General features: G+C 59.5%; 14 protein-coding genes and 1 pseudogene. 1 reads left to right on the top strand and 14 read right to left on the bottom strand.

Features of this window, described 5'->3' with window-relative positions; translation table 11 throughout:
• Nucleotides 1-26: 26 nt before the first annotated feature.
• Nucleotides 27-1,400, top strand: coding sequence for a multicopper oxidase family protein (locus J7399_RS02390; RefSeq protein WP_209083935.1), 1,374 nt, complete (start codon nucleotides 27-29; stop codon nucleotides 1,398-1,400).
• Between the two features lie 75 nt (nucleotides 1,401-1,475).
• On the opposite strand, the gene J7399_RS02395 is transcribed toward J7399_RS02390, so the two are convergent.
• The 14 genes and pseudogenes from J7399_RS02395 to J7399_RS02460 form a co-directional block, all read right to left on the bottom strand.
• Entirely contained in the window at nucleotides 1,476-4,613 is a 3,138-nt protein-coding gene (locus J7399_RS02395; RefSeq protein ID WP_209083936.1) for a multidrug efflux RND transporter permease subunit, read from the bottom strand.
• Between the two features lie 3 nt (nucleotides 4,614-4,616).
• Nucleotides 4,617-5,753 (bottom strand): efflux RND transporter periplasmic adaptor subunit, encoded by a 1,137-nt coding sequence (locus J7399_RS02400; protein ID WP_209061168.1) that lies wholly within the window; start codon nucleotides 5,751-5,753, stop codon nucleotides 4,617-4,619.
• A gap of 196 nt (nucleotides 5,754-5,949) precedes the next feature.
• Complete coding sequence (locus J7399_RS02405; protein ID WP_209061170.1) at nucleotides 5,950-6,318, bottom strand: Na+/H+ antiporter subunit G; 369 nt, start codon at nucleotides 6,316-6,318, stop codon at nucleotides 5,950-5,952.
• 12 nt (nucleotides 6,319-6,330) lie between these two features.
• Complete coding sequence (locus J7399_RS02410; RefSeq protein ID WP_209061172.1) at nucleotides 6,331-6,600, bottom strand: K+/H+ antiporter subunit F; 270 nt, start codon at nucleotides 6,598-6,600, stop codon at nucleotides 6,331-6,333.
• Complete coding sequence (locus J7399_RS02415; protein WP_209077888.1) at nucleotides 6,597-7,088, bottom strand: Na+/H+ antiporter subunit E; 492 nt, start codon at nucleotides 7,086-7,088, stop codon at nucleotides 6,597-6,599. The genes J7399_RS02410 and J7399_RS02415 overlap by 4 nt, the downstream gene beginning before the upstream one ends.
• The gene (locus J7399_RS02420; RefSeq protein ID WP_209083937.1) at nucleotides 7,085-8,629 is read right to left on the bottom strand and encodes a monovalent cation/H+ antiporter subunit D; all 1,545 of its coding nucleotides are present in this window, start codon (nucleotides 8,627-8,629) and stop codon (nucleotides 7,085-7,087) included. The genes J7399_RS02415 and J7399_RS02420 overlap by 4 nt, the downstream gene beginning before the upstream one ends.
• Before the next feature lie 125 nt (nucleotides 8,630-8,754).
• Nucleotides 8,755-9,066: pseudogene (locus J7399_RS02425) on the bottom strand (Na+/H+ antiporter subunit C); the annotation flags it as partial.
• Nucleotide 9,067: 1 nt separating this feature from the next.
• Nucleotides 9,068-11,947 (bottom strand): monovalent cation/H+ antiporter subunit A, encoded by a 2,880-nt coding sequence (locus J7399_RS02430; RefSeq protein WP_209083938.1) that lies wholly within the window; start codon nucleotides 11,945-11,947, stop codon nucleotides 9,068-9,070.
• A gap of 128 nt (nucleotides 11,948-12,075) precedes the next feature.
• A complete protein-coding gene (locus tag J7399_RS02435) occupies nucleotides 12,076-14,055 on the bottom strand; it encodes a multiheme c-type cytochrome (RefSeq protein WP_209083939.1) in 1,980 nt (659 codons plus the stop codon).
• 10 nt (nucleotides 14,056-14,065) lie between these two features.
• Nucleotides 14,066-15,316, bottom strand: coding sequence for a BatD family protein (locus J7399_RS02440; RefSeq protein ID WP_209083940.1), 1,251 nt, complete (start codon nucleotides 15,314-15,316; stop codon nucleotides 14,066-14,068).
• 38 nt (nucleotides 15,317-15,354) lie between these two features.
• Entirely contained in the window at nucleotides 15,355-16,935 is a 1,581-nt protein-coding gene (locus J7399_RS02445) for a VWA domain-containing protein (protein WP_209083941.1), read from the bottom strand.
• Nucleotides 16,932-17,915, bottom strand: coding sequence for a VWA domain-containing protein (locus tag J7399_RS02450; RefSeq protein WP_209083943.1), 984 nt, complete (start codon nucleotides 17,913-17,915; stop codon nucleotides 16,932-16,934). The genes J7399_RS02445 and J7399_RS02450 overlap by 4 nt, the downstream gene beginning before the upstream one ends.
• Nucleotides 17,908-18,426: a DUF4381 domain-containing protein gene (locus J7399_RS02455; RefSeq protein WP_209083945.1), complete on the bottom strand. Its 519-nt coding sequence runs from the start codon at nucleotides 18,424-18,426 to the stop codon at nucleotides 17,908-17,910. Before J7399_RS02455 ends, J7399_RS02450 begins: the two co-directional genes overlap by 8 nt.
• Complete coding sequence (locus J7399_RS02460; RefSeq protein ID WP_209083947.1) at nucleotides 18,423-19,406, bottom strand: DUF58 domain-containing protein; 984 nt, start codon at nucleotides 19,404-19,406, stop codon at nucleotides 18,423-18,425. Before J7399_RS02460 ends, J7399_RS02455 begins: the two co-directional genes overlap by 4 nt.
• Nucleotides 19,407-19,413: the final 7 nt, after the last annotated feature.

Raw genomic sequence — 19,413 nt, forward strand, 5'->3', positions numbered from 1 at the left:
GCCCCACCCAAACAGCGGAGCGGACGATGACACTCACGAGACGGCACTTCCTGAAAACCACAGCGGCGCTCTACATCGCTCCTACCATCGCGCAAGCCTCGTTCAATGTACTCGAAGCCAAGGCCGCTGCGGTGCAATTGATCGACGCTGAATTTGGTGACTATCCGGAAACGCGGGTTTGGGGGTTTGACGGCACTGTCCCTGGCCCGCTTCTGCGTTTTAAGCAGGGAGACACACTGCAGCAAACACTGCGCAACAGCCTGCCTGAGCCGACCTCTATTCACTGGCATGGTTTGCGCCTCCCAAATGCCATGGATGGCGTGCCGGGTTTCACGCAACAAGCGGTACAAACTGGCGAAACCTATGACTACGCCTTCCCGCTGAAAGACGCCGGAACCTATTGGTATCACTCCCACAATCACTCCACCGTGCAGGTCGCGCGCGGCCTCTACGGCGTGATTGTTGTTGAAGAGCAAATCCCGCTCGATGTGGACCATGACATCGTGGTGGTTCTGGACGACTGGCGGCTCGACGAAACCGCGCAGATCACCGAAGATTTCGGCGCCGTGCATGATTGGACCCACGCTGGCCGCATGGGAAATTATGTGCATGCCCACCTCACACCGTCGCCCGCCTCGGTGGCGGAAAACGCGCGTGTGCGGCTGAGGTTTGTCAATGTCGCCACCGACCGGATCATGAGCATCGCGGTCAAGGGCGCTGTCGGAAAAGTGGTGGCAAGAGACGGCATGCCTCTGCACACACCCGAAGATCTGGATACGCTGGTGTTTGGCCCCGCAGAGCGCGCAGACGTGATTGTGGACATCACCTCATCTGAGGCACAGGCCCTTCAAATTGTCTTTGTCGAGCGTGACACAGGATACCTGCTGCACGACATTCCCCTCTCAGGCCGCAGATCAGATCCCAGACCACCCATCCAGCCCTTGCCAGCCAATCCAATGCATTACCTGACAGATCTCTCAGGTGCGCGCGAGATCCCACTGGTCATGTCCGGCGGTGCAATGGGCCGCATGGAAAGCGCCACCTGGCAGGGTAAGGAGATGTCCACCCGCGACTTGGTGCAGCAAGGCAAGGTTTGGGCGTTTAACGGCGTTGTGGGCATGCCCACAGCCCCTCTTGCGGAGCTGCGGCAAGGGGAGCTCATACGCATCCCCATCGTGAACGAAACCGCCTTTGCCCACGCGATGCACCTGCACGGCACCCATTTCCAAGAGGTCTTGCCCGACGGCGGCTTTGGTCCGCACAAAGACACGCTTCTGGTGCAGCCCCGTGAAACTTGCGAAATCGCCTTTGTCGCTGAAACGCCGGGGAAATGGCTGTTTCACTGCCACATGCTTTCACATCAGGCCGCGGGCATGAAGACCTGGTTTCACATCATCTGAAGCGCGCGGAAGCCGCATAAACCAAAGAAAAGGGCCAGAGAAACTCCGGCCCTTTGGTCTTGCCATCTGAGGATTTTACGCGGTTTCGCTTGGCGCGTTTTTCTTGCCAATCCCCTTGATCCATTCGCGCATGCCCTGCAGCAGCACATAAAGGATCGGCACGATCACCACGCCAATCACCGTGGCCGCCAGCATCCCGCCAAAGACCGCCACACCGATGGCTTTCTGGCTCGCTGCCCCGGCCCCGCTCGCGGCAAGCAGAGGCACAACGCCCAGCAAGAACGACAGTGCCGTCATCATCACCGCACGGAAACGCTGGCTGGCCGCTTCAATCGCCGCCTCCCTGATGGTCAGCCCTGCGGCACGCCGCTCCATGGCGAACTCCACAATCAGAATCGCGTTTTTGGAGGCCATACCAATCAGCATGATCATCCCGATCTGGGTGTAGAGGTTCACATCTCCACCGGAGACCGCCACCGCAGCCAAAGCCCCAAACAGGGCGACCGTGACCGAGAGCAGAATACCCACCGGCATCGTCCAGCTCTCGTATTGGGCCACAAGGAAGAGATACCCAAACACCACCGCCATAATGAGGATCAGGATCACCAGACCACCAGACGATTGCTGCTGCTGCGCCGTACCGGTCCATTCATAGGAATACCCCGGCGGCAGTGCCGTCTTGGCCTCTTCTTCCAGCACACGGATCGCGTCGCCGGTCGACAGACCTTCCTTTGGCACGCCCGTCACAGTGGCCGCCCGGAACATGTTGTAGCGGTTCAGCGCCACCGGCCCGAGCTCGTTTCTAACCGTGACCAGCGTGCCCATCGGCACCATGTCTCCGGTTTGCGAGCGCACATAGAGCGAATTGATGTCTTCGACCTGCGAGCGATAGTCGCCATCCGCCTGAATCATTACGCGGTAGACGCGGCCAAAGAGGTTGAAGTCATTCACATAAATCGACCCCATGTAGCCCTGCAGTGTCATGAACACATCAGAGATCGCCACGTTCAGCGATTTGGCTTTTTCACGGTCCAGATCGACATAGACTTTAGGCACATTGGCGCGGAACGTTGAATAGCTTTGCGCCATTTCATCGCGTTGGTTGGCGGCATAGACCAGAGAGCCAACCGCAGAGGCCAGATCCTGCGCAGTGCCACCACCGGTCTGCTGCACCTTCATCTCCACCCCCGCACTCAGGCCGAGGCCGGAAATCGGCGGTGGGTTGAATGCGATCACGCTTGCCGCGATCTCCTGATTTGCGATGCCGTAGACTTTCTGCAAAATCCCATCCGCACTCAGCTCGTCGGTCTGGCGATCATCCCAGGGCGCGAGGTTCAGAATGATCATCGCCCCATTGGAGCCAGAACCGGTCAGCAGGCTGAAGCCGTTCACCTGAACAGAGCCAACAACGCCGGGGATCGCCATGAGCTTTTCATTGAGACGAGAGGCCACATTCTCTGTGCGTTCGAGCGACGCCGCATCCGGCAACTGAACATCCACAAACAAGGTGCCGTTGTCTTCCAGCGGGATAAACCCGGCAGGCAACGACTTCATCAATGTGCCAGAGCTCAGGCCCAGTGCCACAAGGATCGCCACTGCAATCAGCGGGATACGCACCAGCCGCCGCACGATGCCGACATAGCCGTTGCGCGCGCCGTCCACACCGCTCTCAAAGACTTTCAGCAGCCCTTTGGGTCCTTCCGGATTGCGTGGCTTCAAGATCAGCGCACAAAGCGCTGGAGAGAGCGTCAACGCGTTGATTGACGAGATCACCACGGCCACAGAGATCGTGACAGCAAACTGCGTGTAGAGGCGTCCTGTGATGCCGGGCATGAAGGTCACCGGCACAAACACCGCCAGCAACACCAGCGTGGTGGCAATCACCGGCCCGGTGATCTGCCCCATGGCTTTGCGGGTGGCTTCTGCTGCGGGCAGCCCTTCCTCAGCGATGAGGCGTTCGACGTTTTCAACCACCACAATGGCGTCGTCCACCACGATCCCGATTGCCAGCACCAGTGCAAACAGCGAAATCGTGTTGAGCGACATGCCAAAGGCTAGAAGGAAGGCAAAAGCCCCAATCAGCGACACCGGGATGGCAATCGCAGGGATCATTGTGGCCCGAAAGTTGCCAAGGAAGATGAACACCACGGAGATTACAAGAATGAAGGTGAGGATCAGCGTGGAGACCACATCATTGAGGGACTGTTCCACAAACAGCGTACTGTCGTAGGGGATCTCATAGGTCACATCATCTGGGAAGGCGCGTGACAGGCGATCCATTTCGGAAATCACCTTCTCTGCCACCGCCAGTGCGTTTTCGCCCGGCGCCTGATAGACCGCCAGAACGGTTGCCGGGTTGCCGTCTGCACGGCCCGATGCGTTGTAGTTGCTGGACCCAAGCTCCACTTCCGCCACATCTTTGATGCGCACGATGCTGCCAGCATCGCCGGTGCGCAGCACAATGTCCTCAAACTCCTTCACCGTGGTCAGGCGGCCCTTGGATTTGATAGTATATTGAAACTGCTGCCCGGATCTGATCGGCGGCGTGCCGATTTGACCGGCGGAGACCTCAAGGTTCTGCTCGCGAATGGCCGCTACCAGATCGGCAGGTGTCAGGCCAAGGCTTGCCATACGGTCTGGATCCATCCACATCCGCATCGCATATTCAAAGTTGGTCATCACATCTGCACGGCCAACACCTTTCACACGGGCCAGCGCGTCGCGAATGTTGATGGAGGCATAGTTGGACAGAAACACCTCGTCATAGGTGCCGTTGGGTGAGTTCAGCGTCACAATCAACAGCATGTTGGTGGAGGATTTCTGGGTCACGACGCCGCTGTCTGTCACTTCGGTCGGCAACTGAGATGTGGCCTGCGCCACGCGGTTTTGCACGTTCACAGAGGCAATGTCTGGATCGGTGCCCACCTCAAAGGTGATCGCCAGGTTGTAAGACCCGGTGTCGGTGCTGTCTGAGGACATGTAGATCATGTCATCCACACCGTTCACCTGCGCCTCAATCGGCGCAGCAACCGTGTTTTCCACAGTTTCGGAGTTTGCGCCGGTGTAGTTGGCCGAGACATTCACAACCGGCGGAGTGATGTCGGGAAACTGTTCAACCGGCAGCGCGCTATACCCAATGGCCCCCATGATTGTGAGGACCAATGAGATCACAAACGCCATTTTGGGGCGCTTAATAAAGATCGTTGAAAACACGGCTTATTGCTCCTCTGTCGGCTGGCCCGCCAGAACCGCATCGACCTCGACACCGGGGCGCACGCGCTGCAGACCTTCGACAATCACGGTTTCGCCTTCACGCATTCCGTCTTCGACAACAACCGCAGCCTCGACCTGACGTCCCAACGTGAGATAGCGCTGCTCAACTGTCTTCTGTTGGCCAACAACCAACACAAAATCTCCGCGTTGATCACGCTGCACAGCGGCTTGCGGGATCATCAGAACCTTTGAAGGTTCCGCGCTGGCAATGCGCAGATTGAGGAAGGCTCCGTCAAGCAACAGCCCGCGCTGGTTCTCAAACTTCGCCCGCAGAGTGATGGTGCCGGTGGTTGGGTCAATCCGGTTGTCGGCAAAGACAATCCGGCCGACCTCGTCCAACTCGTCACCATTTGGCAGAATGGCAAACACATCCGGTGCCTTGCCCTCATCCGCCAGCTCAGCGACCTCAGCGTCGTGGCGCTCCATCACGCTGACCAGTTGCTTCTCCGTCAAAGAGAATTCCGCATAAATCGGCGCGGTGCGCACAATGTTGATCAGTGGCACTGACCCCGAACCAACCAATTCGCCCACGCTGACGGCCACACGGCCAACACGGCCTTCAAACGGGGCGTGAACCTTGGTGTAATCCACATCCAGCTGCGCCTGCTCAATCGCGGCCTTTGCAATCGCTACCTGCGCTTTGGCCACCTCATTGTTGGCCAGCGCCACGTCACGATCTGCTTCTGTGCCCACATCGCGCTCAAACAGTTCGGTTTTCCGGACAAGCTCAACCTCAGACAGGCGCAAATTCGCTTCAGCTTGCGCCAAATCCGCCTGCCGCGCTGTCAAAGCCGCCTGATAGACCTCCGGCTCGATCTCAAACAAGAGATCACCAGCTGCGACCTCATCGCCGTCGCGCACGTGGATCTTGTCGACAAAGCCGCTGACCCGCGCGACCAGATCCACCTTGTCGACCGCTTCCCCTTTGCCGATGAAAATCGCCTGATCTGCCAACTCTTCAATGTAGGCTGCCGCGACGGCCACTTTCGGGGCCGGGGCGTCCTGCGCAAATGTTGCAGAAGCAGCCAGAGTCATCGGCAAAGCCACGGATGCCGTGCGCAAAAACTGTAGAAAGGTCATGTGATATTCCCAAAATGATATTGCGAGCAGCGCTATTTACAGTTGCACGCTGATCGAAACAGAATTCGAACAATAGAAACACGCCCCTGCGCGAGGGGCAAGGTTTTCAAAAGAGTTCCGTTGAGTTCGGCAAAAAATAAGCGTGCAAAAGAGCTTGCACGCTTGCTTTCATCCGGGAATGGCCTGAGCGCCTATATCAGTCCTGATCAAAGGCACTGGGCGGATCATCAAACAACGCCCAACCATATTCACCGTCGCAATCCGGCAAATCTTCGGGTTTCAAGGATGCTTGAATATAGGCTTTCGCCACAAAATGCGCCGCCACCGGGGCTGTGATGAACAGGAAGAGCGTGATCAACAGCTCATGAAAGGACACCTGCCCTTTCACCAAAAGGAAGTAGAGCATCGAGGCCACGAGCACACCGCCCACCCCCAATGTCGTCGCCTTTGTGGGCGCATGTAGCCGCTGCATGCTGTCTCGCAGTTTGATCAGACCGAAGCTGCCCACCAGACCAAAGAAGCCTGCCAGAACGAGGAAAAAGGATACCAGAATTTCAGCCAACATCTCGCTCTCTCCTCACTCAATAATATCGCCGCGCAGCACGAAGCGACAGTAGGCCACGGTGGAGACAAAGCCAACCATTGCCACAAGCATCGCTGCCTCATAGTAGATCGCGGTTCCGCGCAGAATGCCGTAAAGGATCAGGACCGCGATCATGTTGATCACCATCGTATCCAGCGCGAGGATGCGATCCGCCGCGGACGGCCCACGTGCAACGCGCCAGAGGCAAAGCAGCAGCCCCAGACCAAAGCAGGTAAAGGCGAAATAAAGCGCAGCTGTGATCATCGGAAAATCTCCTTCAGTCGACGCTCATAGCGGTGTTTGATGTGGTCGCGCACCGCGTCTGGATCATCCGTGTGAAGGCAATGCACCAGCAGGCTGCTGCTGTCCGCGCTCAGCATCGCGGATACAGTGCCCGGGGTCATGGTGATTGTACCAGCCAGAACCGTGATCGCCTCTGGTGAGGTCATATCCAGCGGCACGCAGACCCAGCGCGAATGAATGTCTTTGTCGCGTTTGAACAGAATGATGAAGGCCACCTGAAAGTTGGCCACCACAATGTCCCACAGCACCACGGCGAAATAGGCTGTCACATGGAACGGTTTGCGGATGTCCGGGCGCCCCGGCCAATAAGGCGCGGTGATGATTGGCACCACGACGCCAAAGAAGCCGCCAAGGATCAAGTTGCCCACCGTGACCTTGTTCACCAGCATCAGCCAAACGATGGCCAGCGTCAGGCTGAAAAATGGGTGGGGGAGCAGTCTGCGCATCATTTCAGCACCTCCTCACTTGGCTGAAGCACCGCTTCGACATATCCGTTCACGTCATAGAGTTGCGATGCCGCGCCCTCCAGATAGGTTGCAACCCGTCCAGAGGTGGCGACCAGCAGCCCCATCATCAGTAGCATCACAAAGATCGAGGTGAGTTTCTGCGCATTGAGCGGAGACTGGTCGCTTCTCACCGCCATATGAAGGGCCACATCACCTTCCTTTGGTTGGCGCGCTTTCCAGAATAGCGTGCTGCCTGCGCGGGCAAAACCAACGATGGTCACCAGCGATCCGGCCAAGATCGCGACCCAGGCCACCGTCATCCAAGGCGCCTCGCGCACCGCATCCAGAACCAGCAGTTTCCCGAAGAACCCGCTGAGCGGCGGCATGCCCGTCATCGCGATGGCCCCTGCAAAGAACAGGGCAGAGAACAGCCCGTGCCGCTCTGTGGCGAACTGCGGCGACAACGCATCATTGCCGCGCCGTCGGATCACCAGATCTGCCAATAGGAACAACGCAGCTGCGGAAAAGGTTGAATGCACCAGATAGTAAAGCGCAGCGGTGGTGGCCTCCGGGGTCATGCCCGCGATGGCAAAGGTCAGCGTCCCCATGGAGCCGATAACCGCAAAGGACAGCATCGGCATGAAGCGCTTGGCCGCCAGTGCGCCGATCGCGCCCACTGCCAGTGTCAGCGTCGCAGCGATCACCAGCAGGTTTGTAATCAGCTCTTGTGTGGCGGCCACGTCAGGGCCGAACACCAGCGTGTACATGCGGATAATCGCATAGGCGCCCACTTTGGTCATAATCGCAAACAGCGCCGCCACGGGTGCAGGCGCGTTCGAATAGGTGCCCGGAAGCCAGAAATGCACCGGAAAGAGCGCGGCTTTGATGGCAAAAACCATGAGCAGCAGCACGGCGGCAACCCGCAGCAGGGCCGCTTCCTCGATGGGCATTTCGCGCACTTTGACCGCAAGGTCGGCGAGGTTCAGCGTGCCAGTCGCGGCATAAAGCGCGCCCAAAGCAAAGAGGAACAGGGTTGAGCCAGCAAGGTTCATCACCACATACTGCAGCCCCGCACGCAAACGCACGCGCCCGCCGCCGTGGATCATCAACCCATAGGAGGCGATCAATAGAACCTCAAAGAACACAAAGAGGTTGAAGGCATCCCCTGTCAAAAAAGCGCCACACACGCCCATGAGCTGGAACTGAAACAGCGCATGGAAATGCCGACCGCGCTGATCCCGGCCAGTGGCCATCATATGACCCAGCACACAGACCGCCAGAATGCTGGTCAGCAGCACCATCAGGGCGGACAGTTGATCGAGCACAAGCACAATGCCAAATGGCGCGGGCCAATCGCCAAGATAGTAGACATGCGTGTCGCCGCCAGCGGCCAACACCGTCAACCCGATGGAGATCAGCAACAGCGCCAGCGCACCGGCAGCGGAAAAACTACGCGCCAGCAAGATGTCATGCCGCATCACAAACGCAATGATCGGGGCCAGCAACGCAGGGAGGATGACCGGCGCAATAATCCAGTGGTTCATACGCCCAACCCTTTTAGTTCTTCCTCGTCAGACAGGTCCAATGCACTGGACTTGGCAGCGGCCTCTGCAGCCGCAGCTTCCACCTCAAACTCGGCATCCGGCGGGGCCTCCTCGTCGATCAGCGCCATTTCGTCGCTGTCCGCTTCCAAGTAAGCTCCAAGGGCAATCATCACCAAAACCGCTGTCATACCAAAGCTGATCACAATGGCGGTCAGCACCAGCGCTTGAGGCAGCGGATCGGTATAAGTTGCATCCCCGTATTTGTTGAGGATGGGCGGCGCGTTGGTTGCCAAGCGGCCCGTTGAGAACAGGAAGATATTCACCGCGTAAGACAGCAGCGAAATGCCAAGGATCACGGGAAAGGCGCGAAGGCGCAAAATCAAATAGATCCCGCCTGCGGTCAAAACACCAATGGTGCTGGCCACGATCATCTCCATGTCACTGCCCTCCCTTTGCGGATTCTTGGTCTGCTTTTTCGGCCACCCGTGCTGCGGATGGGTCGTGGTCCATCGGGTTGATGTTCACCGTCTCACCGGCAAAGCGCGCAATCCGCGACAGGCTGTAGAGCATCAGCATCACCGCGCCGAGCACCGCGAGGAACACCCCAAGGTCAAAGGCAATGGCGGTGGCCCATTCAAATTCCTCAATCGGTGGGAAATGCAAATAGCCGTATGCGCTTGTCAGGAAGGGTTTGCCCGCAAGCCACGCTCCCGCACCGGTCAAACCGGCAATCAGAACACCCCAGCCAATCAATGTGTGGTATTCCGTGCGCTGCCGCATTTGCGCCCAGGCAAAGCCTGAGGCCATATACTGCATTAAAAGCGCAATAGAGATCACAAGCCCGGCGATAAAGCCGCCACCAGGCTGGTTGTGTCCCCGCAGGAAGATATAGATCCCGACCATCATCGCAATCGGCAGCATCGCCCGTGTGGCCACCACCATCATCAGCGGGTGACGATCCCGCGACCGGTCCGGTGCAAACACGCGGTCGCGCAGCTTTTTGGCGGCTGGCCCCCGCAGCAGGGAGTCCATCAGCGCGTAGATCGTCAGACCGGCGATCCCCAGCACGATGATCTCGCCATAGGTGTCATACCCCCGGAAATCCACAAGGATCACGTTCACCACATTGGTGCCGCCGCCTCCCTTATAGGAGTTGGCCAGATGATAGGCCGAGATCGAGCTGAAATCGCGGGTCAGATAAACCATCGCAAGCGCGGCGACTGCCAGACCGCCGGTGATCGCAATGGCACCGTCGCGCAGTTTGCGCGCCGCGCTGCTTTCACGCGGGGTCTCCTTGGGCAGGAAGTAGAGTGCCAGCAACAAAAGAAGGATGGTCACCGTCTCCACCGAAATCTGCGTCAGCGCCAGATCAGGTGCGGAGAGGTAGACGAAGCCGGACGAAATCGACAGACCGATGACCGAGATAAACACCAGAGCCCGGAAGCGGTTATGGTGTTGAGTGACCACGAGGAAGGTCGCCACGACCAAGCCAGCCCAGGCGACAAACACCAGAGGTGGCACAGGCAGCATGTCACGCGTCGGCGGTAGCATGCCCCCAGTGGCAAAGGCGTGGTACCCCAGTCCAATGGTCACCACGACCATGATCGCCAGATAGCGGCTCATGGCGCCATTGTGCATGCTGAAGACAATCACTTGGGCAAACCGGACAGCGCCCGCCAGCAGCCGGTCAAATATCACCTTCGCCTCAGGCCGTGGCATCGCGTTCCAGATCCGCTCCAAGCCGCCATGCAGGTAGAGCAGGATAGCCCCAACCACAAAGGCAATGGCCGACATATAAAGCGCAGGTGTCACGCCGTGCCAGAGCTTCAGATGCGGATGGGTTTCATAGTCCGTGACCGCATTGGCCGCCACGGTCACCAGTGGTTCGGCAAGATGTGGCATCAGCCCAAGCGCCACCACCAAAATCGTCAACAAAGCTGGTGAGGCATAAAGCCCGAAAGGCGGATCATGTGGTTTCGCAGGATAGTCATCCCGCACCGGCCCGCCAAACACGTGAAAGACAAATCGGAAGGAATAGACCACCGACAGGCAAGCCCCAACCGTTGCCAGCACAGGGACAAGCCAAGGGTTCTCAAACCACTTCGTGTGCGCCGCTTCCTCTAGCATCATCTCTTTGGAGATGAAGCCATTCAGAGGGATCAGCCCCGCCATAGAGAGTGCGGTGATGGTGCCAATAACTGCGGTGATCGGCATCAGCTTTGCCAAGCCACCCAAACGCTTGATGTCGCGGGTATGAGCCTCATGGTCCACGATCCCCGCTGTCATAAACAGTGCGGCTTTGAAGGTCAGATGGTTGATGATGTGAAACACCGCCGCAATCGCGGCAGCTTTGGTGCCAAAACCCAAAAGCATGGTCAATAGGCCAAGATGGCTCACGGTTGAAAACGCCAGAAGCGCCTTCAGATCGTCTTTGAAGAGTGCGATCAGCGCGCCAAGTACCATGGTGATCAAACCCGTTGTCGCCACAATGTAGAACCAGGCCTCGGTTCCTGCCAGCACTGGCCACATGCGCGCCATCAGGAACACACCGGCCTTCACCATCGTCGCACTGTGCAGATATGCCGAGACCGGCGTTGGCGCGGCCATCGCGTGTGGCAGCCAGAAGTGGAACGGGAACTGGGCTGACTTGGTAAACGCACCGATCAGGATCAGGATCAGAGCGGGCATATACCATTCGCTCGCTTTGATCGCATCCCCCTGCGCCAGAATGTCGGTGAGATTGAAGCTGCCCGCAATATTTCCAAGGATCAGCATGCCGCCAATCATCGCCAGCCCGCCTGCCCCGGTCACGGTGAGCGCCATGCGCGCACCCTGACGACCTTCGGGCAGATGTTTCCAATACCCGATGAGCAAGAAGGAAGAGAGGCTCGTCAGCTCCCAGAACACCAGCAAAAGCAGGATGTTGTCAGACAAAACGATGCCCAGCATCGCGCCCTGAAACAACAGCAGATAGGTGTAAAACTGCCCCATCGGATCATCGCCGGACAGATAGAACCGCGCATATAGCGTGATCAACAGCCCGACCCCGAGGATCATCATTGCAAACAGCAGGCCCAACCCGTCCAGAAAGAACGACGCCGACAGACCCAGCTGCGGCAGCCACTCAATGGAGGTGGTCACCACCTCGCCGCGCATCACAGCAGGCGCTTGGGTCAGAAGCAGAAGAAGCGCAAAGGCCGTGGGCACCGCGGCAAAACTGGCGCATGCATTGCGCCCGGCCCGGATCATCACCCCGGGCAGCAAAGCGCCCAGAAAAGGTAAAATGGCGATGATCGCCAGCACACTGCCGTCGTGCATTACTGCCCTCCCGTTCGTTAACAGACATTGATAATCATCCGAGCGTCACGAAACAATGGGAGCACATAAATAACCCGCTGAAAACCTGTTGATTTCTACTGGCGGGCAGACAGATGCAAAAAACCTGCTCAGAATTGCTTGGCAAGTGACAACAAAGTGAGGTCTCCCGGGTTCCACTCCAAGGCGCGGTCCAGCGTGGATTTGGCCGCCGCGCGCCCCTGCAGCTCGGCAGTCAAACGCACCAAAGTCTGCCACGCCTGAATGTTCTGCGGATTGATCCGCACCGCTTCGGTCAATGCCCCCGCGGCAGACCGCATATCCCCTGCGACCATCGCGTATCCGGCCATCTGCAGATGCGCTTCTGCAAAATCCATCTGATTGCGGATCATGGCGCCAAAAGTTTGGAAAGCTTGGCGCATATGGCTCCGCAGGCTGTCTGGCAAGCGATGCGCGGGCTGGCTCATGATGGCGCGTGCCGCAGCCACCCGCACAGCCTGCACCTCATCATGCAAGCCTTGGATCAGATACGGCGCTGCCGCCACCGCCGCGCGGGATTTCAGCGCCTCAAGCGCTCCGATGCGCACCTGCGGGTCATCATCCTCCATAAAGGCGGCAATGTCTTGCAGCTTCAGGCTTGTGGCTCCAGGTCCCAAAAGCCAAAGCGCCGTTGCGCGCACCAGATCAGCCTGCGTATCATCCTGCGCCAAGGCCAAGAGATCCTCAGCCGCCGCGCGCGGATCGGACCGACCGCTGGCCAGAACATCGCCATAATGCGCCTCACGCCAGCGGCCTTCCGGGAACCAGGCCTCGATCTGTTCTGCAGCCCACGCGGGCTCCTGATCTTCATGGCATCTCGTACAAACATCCGGCGTCCCAAGGCGGGCAGACACATCCGGGCGCGGCACACGGAAGTTATGATCACGCCGCCAGTCATTGCCCATATAGACCTGATCCATCATGTGGCAATTGACACATTGCGTGCCTGCGCTGCCTTCCGGATGGTGGGTGTGATCGGCTGTGTCATAGGCCGCCAAACGCAGGCTTGGAAAATCCGGATTTCCTGCCTCGGAATGGCACTGCGTGCACACCGCATCCCCCTCTACGATCACCTCTGCATCATGGGGCGCATGACAATTTGCGCAGGTCACCCCCTTCTGATGCATCTTAGACTGCAAGAAGGAGCCGTAGACGTAGACTTCATCCTGAATTTGGCCGTCTGCGTGATACAATTCGGGCCGCAACAGCGCGAGATTGTAGGCATCGGCAAAAGCTGTGCCCGGCAGCGGGTTGCCGTCGCCAAAGGCTTCGCGACGTGAATGGCACCCGGCACATTGCTCCATCGCCTGCTCCGGCACGGACATATCTGCGGTAAAACCCCAATCCGTCAAAGCCACCGCATAGTCCTGCGTCGGCTGGTTTGCCACAAGATCCAGATGCGCCTGTCCGGGGCCATGACAAGCCTCACAGCCCACACCAATCTCAACTTGGGTAGACGCATAGCGCTTGCGCTGAAAATCGTAGTTCTTTTCAAATCCAGTGGCGTGGCATTCCGCGCAGCGTGCGTTCCAGTTCTTGTAAGCCCCGGACCAGTGATACGCGTCCTTCGGGGGCAAATCCTGATCGGGATAAAGATGATACCAGCGTTGCGCCTCGACATCCCAGACCACGTCAAAACTCTGCAACCGCCCGCGACCGGTCTCTAGGATCAGATGCTGCAAAGGTTCCGTGCCGCCCACCGAATGCAGCGTATAGACGGTTTCCGCCCCGTCTTTCTCAACCACCGTGACAACCCGCGCACCATCCTTGGTGTCAAACTGGGCGCGCATTCCGTCATGCTCAAAAACTTCGCCCTGAAAGGCCCCGATCAAAACCTCATCGCTCGGCATCCGCCAGGCTTGCGCATGATGCGACTTACGCCAGGCCTCAGCCTCATCCTCATGACAGGAAACACAGCGCTGTGAGCCAACATAGGCAGGTGCATGCGCACCCTGCACCGCAGCGCGGTCCCCCTGTTGCGCAAGGCTCGAAGAGCTCAGAACGAGGCAGGCCAAGCAGATAGCGGCCATATAGGTGCACAAGGCGCGCAGCGCCCGGAGCGAATAGATCATAGAGTTCTCTTTACTTCCTGGCCGCAGACACCGGATTAAGTGCTGCCAAAGCTTGGTACTTTAAAGGACGCTGCCCATGCAACGCGCGTCTCAGTTGTTTCAGGTCTGTCTCCAAGGCGCGCCACTGCGGCCCCAGCTCAGCGGAGACCTGCTGACCAAAGAATCCACTGCCCAAACCCAAAAAAGCCGTCTCCACCGGGGCATCCAGCTCATGTGCGCCCGCACATGCCCGCGCCCGCCAGATGTCAAAGGTCCGACGTGCAGCGCCTAGATCCCGGGCATGCACCGCGGTGAGCAACCGCCTCCAAGCATAGCCTTCAGAGATCTTCCAGCGGGCAATAAACCCCGCGCGCTTTGCCACCATCCAGCCGCGCGCAAACCATAGCACTGCGAGAGCCACTATGAGGAGGCTTGCCGCCACCAACACGCGGAGGTCAATGTTGGCGCGTGCATCTTCGCCAAGCACATTCACGCTTCCGGCAGGCGCATCTGCCTGCACGTTTACGGCTGGCACGGTTGCTTCCTCGATGGTGTTGGATGCCAGATTATACCACCGAAGTGTGATCTCAGGCAGCATCCCATCGACCGCGTTCTCCGCAACATAAACGGTCTTTTCACTGCGCGTGCCGGAGAGGATACCGCGATCCTCTTTGTCTTCAACCACGGGGTTCGCCGGATAAGCCCGCAGCCCGTCTGGTGCCTTTTGTGGCGTCAGTGGCGGCACAAAGATCGGAGACACGCCCTTGATTTTGGCCGTCAGAACACGGCTAAAGCTCGCCCCAGCGTCGAGGCCTTCGGTTTCCCCGTCAATGGTTTGGGTGAGGCTCAGCTCCTGTGCTGCAATAAACGGATCAAGCCCTTCGGCTCCTTCAGGCAAGGTGCCAACAACCGAGATTTCCGGCACCGACAGCGTTTCTTGCAACAGCTCCCCACCGGCCTCATCGCGGTAGGTTACCTGCACCGTGCCCGGCGCAATCTGAAAACTGCCCGGCACCATGGGAGTGATCTGATAGCGCCGCGAAATGCCGGACCAGGTCTCTCCGTTCACCGTTTTGCTGGTGGGAGAGCTCGCTTTTTCCGGCAGCCTCACCATCAGGTTCGGGCTTTCCAGATCCGGCCAGACAGGCGGCTCGGGCATGAAAGTCGGCACCAGAACGGTCAGCCTGAGGGTCAGCGGTTGTCCGGGGATCGCTTCTGTGTCTTCAAACACCACATCAAGCTGGGGCTTGTCCTGCGTCAGTCCTGCCCCTGCCAAAGCCACCCAAATCCCAATAACGCATCCCCAAAACCGCACTGTTTCTAGTCTCCAGTTCTTTGCGCGGCTTCGAGGCGAAACCGCTGTCGTAGAAAGTCCTCGGTGCGCGTGTCCACCGTGCGCATCCATTGTTCGGCTGACAAATGCCCGCCTGCGGCCTCTTCTTCTGCGGCCTCAATCTGGGTCTCAGCGCCCTGTCCGCTTTCGTTGTCAAACACCACATCATCTGCGCCGATGCCGGACTCCTCGCCGGTGTCCGATTGCGCCTGTGCGGTTTCCACATAGGCCACGATGTCCTTGGCGATCGGCAAATTTTGCTGTGCGCCCGCGTGGTCCGGATCAATCTGCAAAGCCCGCTCAAAGGCACGCACCCCATCGCGGTATCCCCGCGACTTAAGCCGCGCCATGCCTTCGATGAAAGCGGCATCCGCCGTCTCAATTCGGGCCATCTCCTGCGCAGCGGTTTCATATTGCCCGCCGCGATAGAGTGCCACTCCGCGCATGTAGGGATCTGCAAACCGCGATGCGGCCGTTTCATAGTCTTTGCGCTGATATGCGATCCAGCCCTGCTGATCCGCTGTTAAGAACCAGTCACGCCAGCCTTCCGCCTGCGCCTCTGTTGGCATAACAAACCACAAGGCCAGCACCATCTGTGCCGCCCAGCGCACGGCCATCCCCCGCCGGAACCAGACCAGAAGCAACAGCGCTGCGGGCCAGGCAAGCCAAGGTCCGCGATCTTCCCAAGGCTGCGCAGCATTGCTTAGCTGCGCGCGCTGGTAGGCAGACGCCAGAGAGCGCTCAATCGCCGCCACATCGCGCCCGTCTGGGGTCACTCCTTGGGCAAAACTGCCGTCCGGCCCGACCGGCAAACTGCTTCCATCTGGGAGCAGATAGAGAAAACTCATCGACGCTACCGTTGCGCCCGCAGCCGCATCCGCCTGCTCTCCCGCACCACCCGCGCGCCACGCCTCCTCAAGGCTGGCGGCATCCGCTGCGGACAGCGCATCCAACAGGAACACAACCCCACCAGCTGCCGCCTCCCGCGCCAAAAGCTGCCGCGCCACATCAAAGCCCGCCAGCACATCCTGGCCTTCGATTGGCATCACATCAGGCCGCAAACCTTCGAGATAGGGCTGCATCACACCGGGGTCTTCGCTCATTGGCACCACCACATGGGCGCTGCCACCAAAGGCCACCAAAGCCGTGCGCGCACCGGCCCGCAGCTCCAGCAAATCCCGCGCTTTCTGTTTCGCGCGCTCAAGCCGGTCAGGTGCCACATCCGTCGTTTCCATTGACGGTGACACCTGCAAGGCAATCACCAGCGGTGCGGTCTGCGCGGCAAATGGCGCCGGAGCGCGTGTCCAGCTTGGCCCGGCCGCCGCCGCAATCAAAAGAAGCATCACCAGCGCAATCACATCAATGGGCTGCACTCCTCGCCGCGTTGTGCCGGGCACAGTCAGCGCTTGCGCCAAATGGGGTGCTATCCAGCCCGCATCACTTGCGTTTGCCCCTTGCCTGCGCCGCATCTGCCACCAGATCCACAGGACAGGCAAAGCCGCCACAAACACCCAGCCGCGCAGAAAATGAAACGCCTCCAGATAGACCCAGAACGCCGATCCGCTCATGCCGCATCCTTTCGCGGCATCCGCATCGCTGCCGACATCAACAACACCAGTCCCACGCAGACCGCTGCCAGCAGCAGGTAATGCGCCAAAGGCTGCTTTTGCCGCCAGCTGATGCTGTCTTCTTCTCGGGGGGTGAGCGTGTCAATTTCCGCGTAAATCTGATCAAGCGCTTCGGAATCCGAAGCAAAAAACGCCTGACCGCCAGTACGCTCTGCCAGATCGGAGAGCTGGCCCATATCAAGTTGATCCTCGCCGCTGGCGTCGGGATCTCCCACACCGATGGCGAACATGCGCACGCCGTTCTCCTTGGCGATCTCCGCTGCGTTGACCGGGCTCATCCGGCTTGCGGTGTCATTCCCGTCAGACAGGAGAATAAGCAGGCGTTCCTCAATTTCGCTTGCCTCAAAGGTGCGTATCGCCAGCCCGATGGCATCGCCCAGCGCCGTATGGGGCCCCGCCATCCCCACCTCAGTTTGCGCCAGCATCGCAGAAACAGTCGCCAAGTCTTCGGTCAGAGGTGCCTGCACATAGGCGCGGGAGCCAAACACGATCAGCGCCACACGGTCGCCCTCACGCCCTTCCAGAAACGCGCCAACCACATCCTGCACGGCGGCAAACCTTTGCTGCGCCGCACCGTCTTCGCCGGGGAAATCAACCGTGTCCATGGAGCCAGAGATATCAATGGCCAGGATCACATCGCGCGTGGCCTTGGTGATTTCCTGCGGCGGGCCGAGCCGCATCGGCCCGCTCAACGCCCCAACGACGAGGGTCCATATCACAAAGCCCGCAGCCAAGGCCCAACGCTTATGGGCCACAACCATAGCCCCGTCACGCAGAGACACACCTGCCGCCCGCGCCAAGGCTTCAAAGAAAGGCAGGCGCACAGCAGACTCCCGCTGATGATACGGCGCAGCCAGCCAACGCACCAGAAGCGGCAAAGGCCAAAGCAGAAGGGCAAATGGATGAGACAGCTCAAACATTGTCCGCTCCCAACGCTTCTGCTGTGGGGTGGTTCCGTATCCAGTGACGTGCCAAGGCCTGCAGATCAGGCCCTGCGGCCACCGGCTCGGGACGATATGCGGCAGCCGCCAAAATACGCCCGGCCCCTTTGACAAAACCGCCTTCGGCAGCGCCCCCGGTTTTGTCCAGAAAGCGCAGCCAGTCGTCCCCGCTCAGGGCCGCCACAGATGTGCGCCCATAGGCCGTCAGCGCAGCACGTTTCAAAATCGTTGAGATCGCTGCCGCGTCACTGGCCGCAGCGTCCAAAGCCGCGAGCGCCTCACGGCGGTAGGCATTGGCCTGATAGTGCCGCCAAATCCGCCAGGCCCAGCCCAGCAAGGCAAGCCCCAATGCGCCTGCCAGCACGGCCCAACCGACCGTTTGCGGGATCATCGAAACCGGGGCAGGCTCAGGCACCTCCGCCAACTGGTTGATCAATCCCACAAGGCCGTCCGCCTGCACCGGCGTATTGGCCTCCGCGTTCTCGCTCATGGCCGCGCGCCTCCCATGAGGGAAACGATCTGCGGAAGGGTCTCATGTTCCGTCGTCACCGGCAGTACAGAAAGCTTCATCTTGCGCTGCCAACTTTCCACAAGCTCTGTCCGGTCCGCCGCCACCGACAGGACACCGGCGCGCACATCCGCAGCCGCCATATCCAATCGCGCCTGCTGCTGCCCGTCTGTGCCGGTCACGGCGCCCTGCTCGGGCAGCTTATCAGCGGTCGGGTCTGTCACCAGCGCCAGAACAACATCATTGTGCTGTGCAATTGCGCCAAGGTGACGCTCGGTCTCTGCATCCGCCGCATCAAAATCACTGATCACAATCACCAGATGGTCGCGCGTTGCAAGCTTTGCGGCAGCCCGCAGAACAGCGTTCATGGCCATGGGGCGCACCTTGGCCGCATCCGCGCGCAAACGCTGGTTGGCATGTGTGAGCACGCTCAGAAACCGCGTGAGCGCCGACGCTCCCCGCCCCGGGCGCAGCTCTTCAACACATTGATCGCCAAACACAATGCCGCCCAGCCGGTCTCCTTGCGAGATCACGCGATGGGCCACAATCGCCGCGGTCTCCGCCGCGGTGACGGATTTGGTGTTCCGCACCGTGCCAAAAAACATCGACATGCGCTGATCCACCACAATCAGCGTTGGACGGTCGCGCTCCTCGTTGTAAACCCGCACATAAGGTGCGCCAGCCCGCGCTGTGACCTTCCAGTCGATGGCGCGCACATCATCGCCGGGCAGGTAGTTGCGCAATTCCTCAAAATCGAGCCCCCTCCCCCGGATGCGCGCCCGATGCCGCCCCTGCAGGGCTGAGCGCGCAGGCTGTCTGGGCAGGAAAGAAATCGCCCGTGCGGCTGCGCGAAAGCCCTGCAAATGTGGCAAGGTCACATGCACCCGCAAATCCCAGCCGTCGGGGGATGGAGCGGCTGCAGGCGCAAGCCCCATGCGTGATATGCTGGCGCGGCGGTTCATTGGCGGT

Origin of the sequence: Shimia sp. R9_1, assembly GCF_017743775.1 — a bacterium.
GTDB lineage: Bacteria > Pseudomonadota > Alphaproteobacteria > Rhodobacterales > Rhodobacteraceae > Shimia.

Excerpts from the sequence above, each read along its gene's own strand:
- J7399_RS02445 (WP_209083941.1), bottom strand. The coding sequence starts at position 16,935 with ATGAGCGGATCGGCGTTCTGGGTCTATCTGGAGGCGTTTCATTTTCTG.
- J7399_RS02415 (WP_209077888.1), bottom strand. The coding sequence starts at position 7,088 with ATGATGCGCAGACTGCTCCCCCACCCATTTTTCAGCCTGACGCTGGCC.
- J7399_RS02455 (WP_209083945.1), bottom strand. The coding sequence starts at position 18,426 with ATGAGCGAGAACGCGGAGGCCAATACGCCGGTGCAGGCGGACGGCCTT.
- J7399_RS02435 (WP_209083939.1), bottom strand. The coding sequence starts at position 14,055 with ATGATCTATTCGCTCCGGGCGCTGCGCGCCTTGTGCACCTATATGGCC.
- J7399_RS02420 (WP_209083937.1), bottom strand. The coding sequence starts at position 8,629 with ATGAACCACTGGATTATTGCGCCGGTCATCCTCCCTGCGTTGCTGGCC.
- J7399_RS02450 (WP_209083943.1), bottom strand. The coding sequence starts at position 17,915 with ATGTTTGAGCTGTCTCATCCATTTGCCCTTCTGCTTTGGCCTTTGCCG.
- J7399_RS02460 (WP_209083947.1), bottom strand. The coding sequence starts at position 19,406 with ATGAACCGCCGCGCCAGCATATCACGCATGGGGCTTGCGCCTGCAGCC.
- J7399_RS02390 (WP_209083935.1), top strand. The coding sequence starts at position 27 with ATGACACTCACGAGACGGCACTTCCTGAAAACCACAGCGGCGCTCTAC.
- J7399_RS02410 (WP_209061172.1), bottom strand. The coding sequence starts at position 6,600 with ATGATCACAGCTGCGCTTTATTTCGCCTTTACCTGCTTTGGTCTGGGG.
- J7399_RS02430 (WP_209083938.1), bottom strand. The coding sequence starts at position 11,947 with ATGCACGACGGCAGTGTGCTGGCGATCATCGCCATTTTACCTTTTCTG.
- J7399_RS02405 (WP_209061170.1), bottom strand. The coding sequence starts at position 6,318 with ATGTTGGCTGAAATTCTGGTATCCTTTTTCCTCGTTCTGGCAGGCTTC.
- J7399_RS02400 (WP_209061168.1), bottom strand. The coding sequence starts at position 5,753 with ATGACCTTTCTACAGTTTTTGCGCACGGCATCCGTGGCTTTGCCGATG.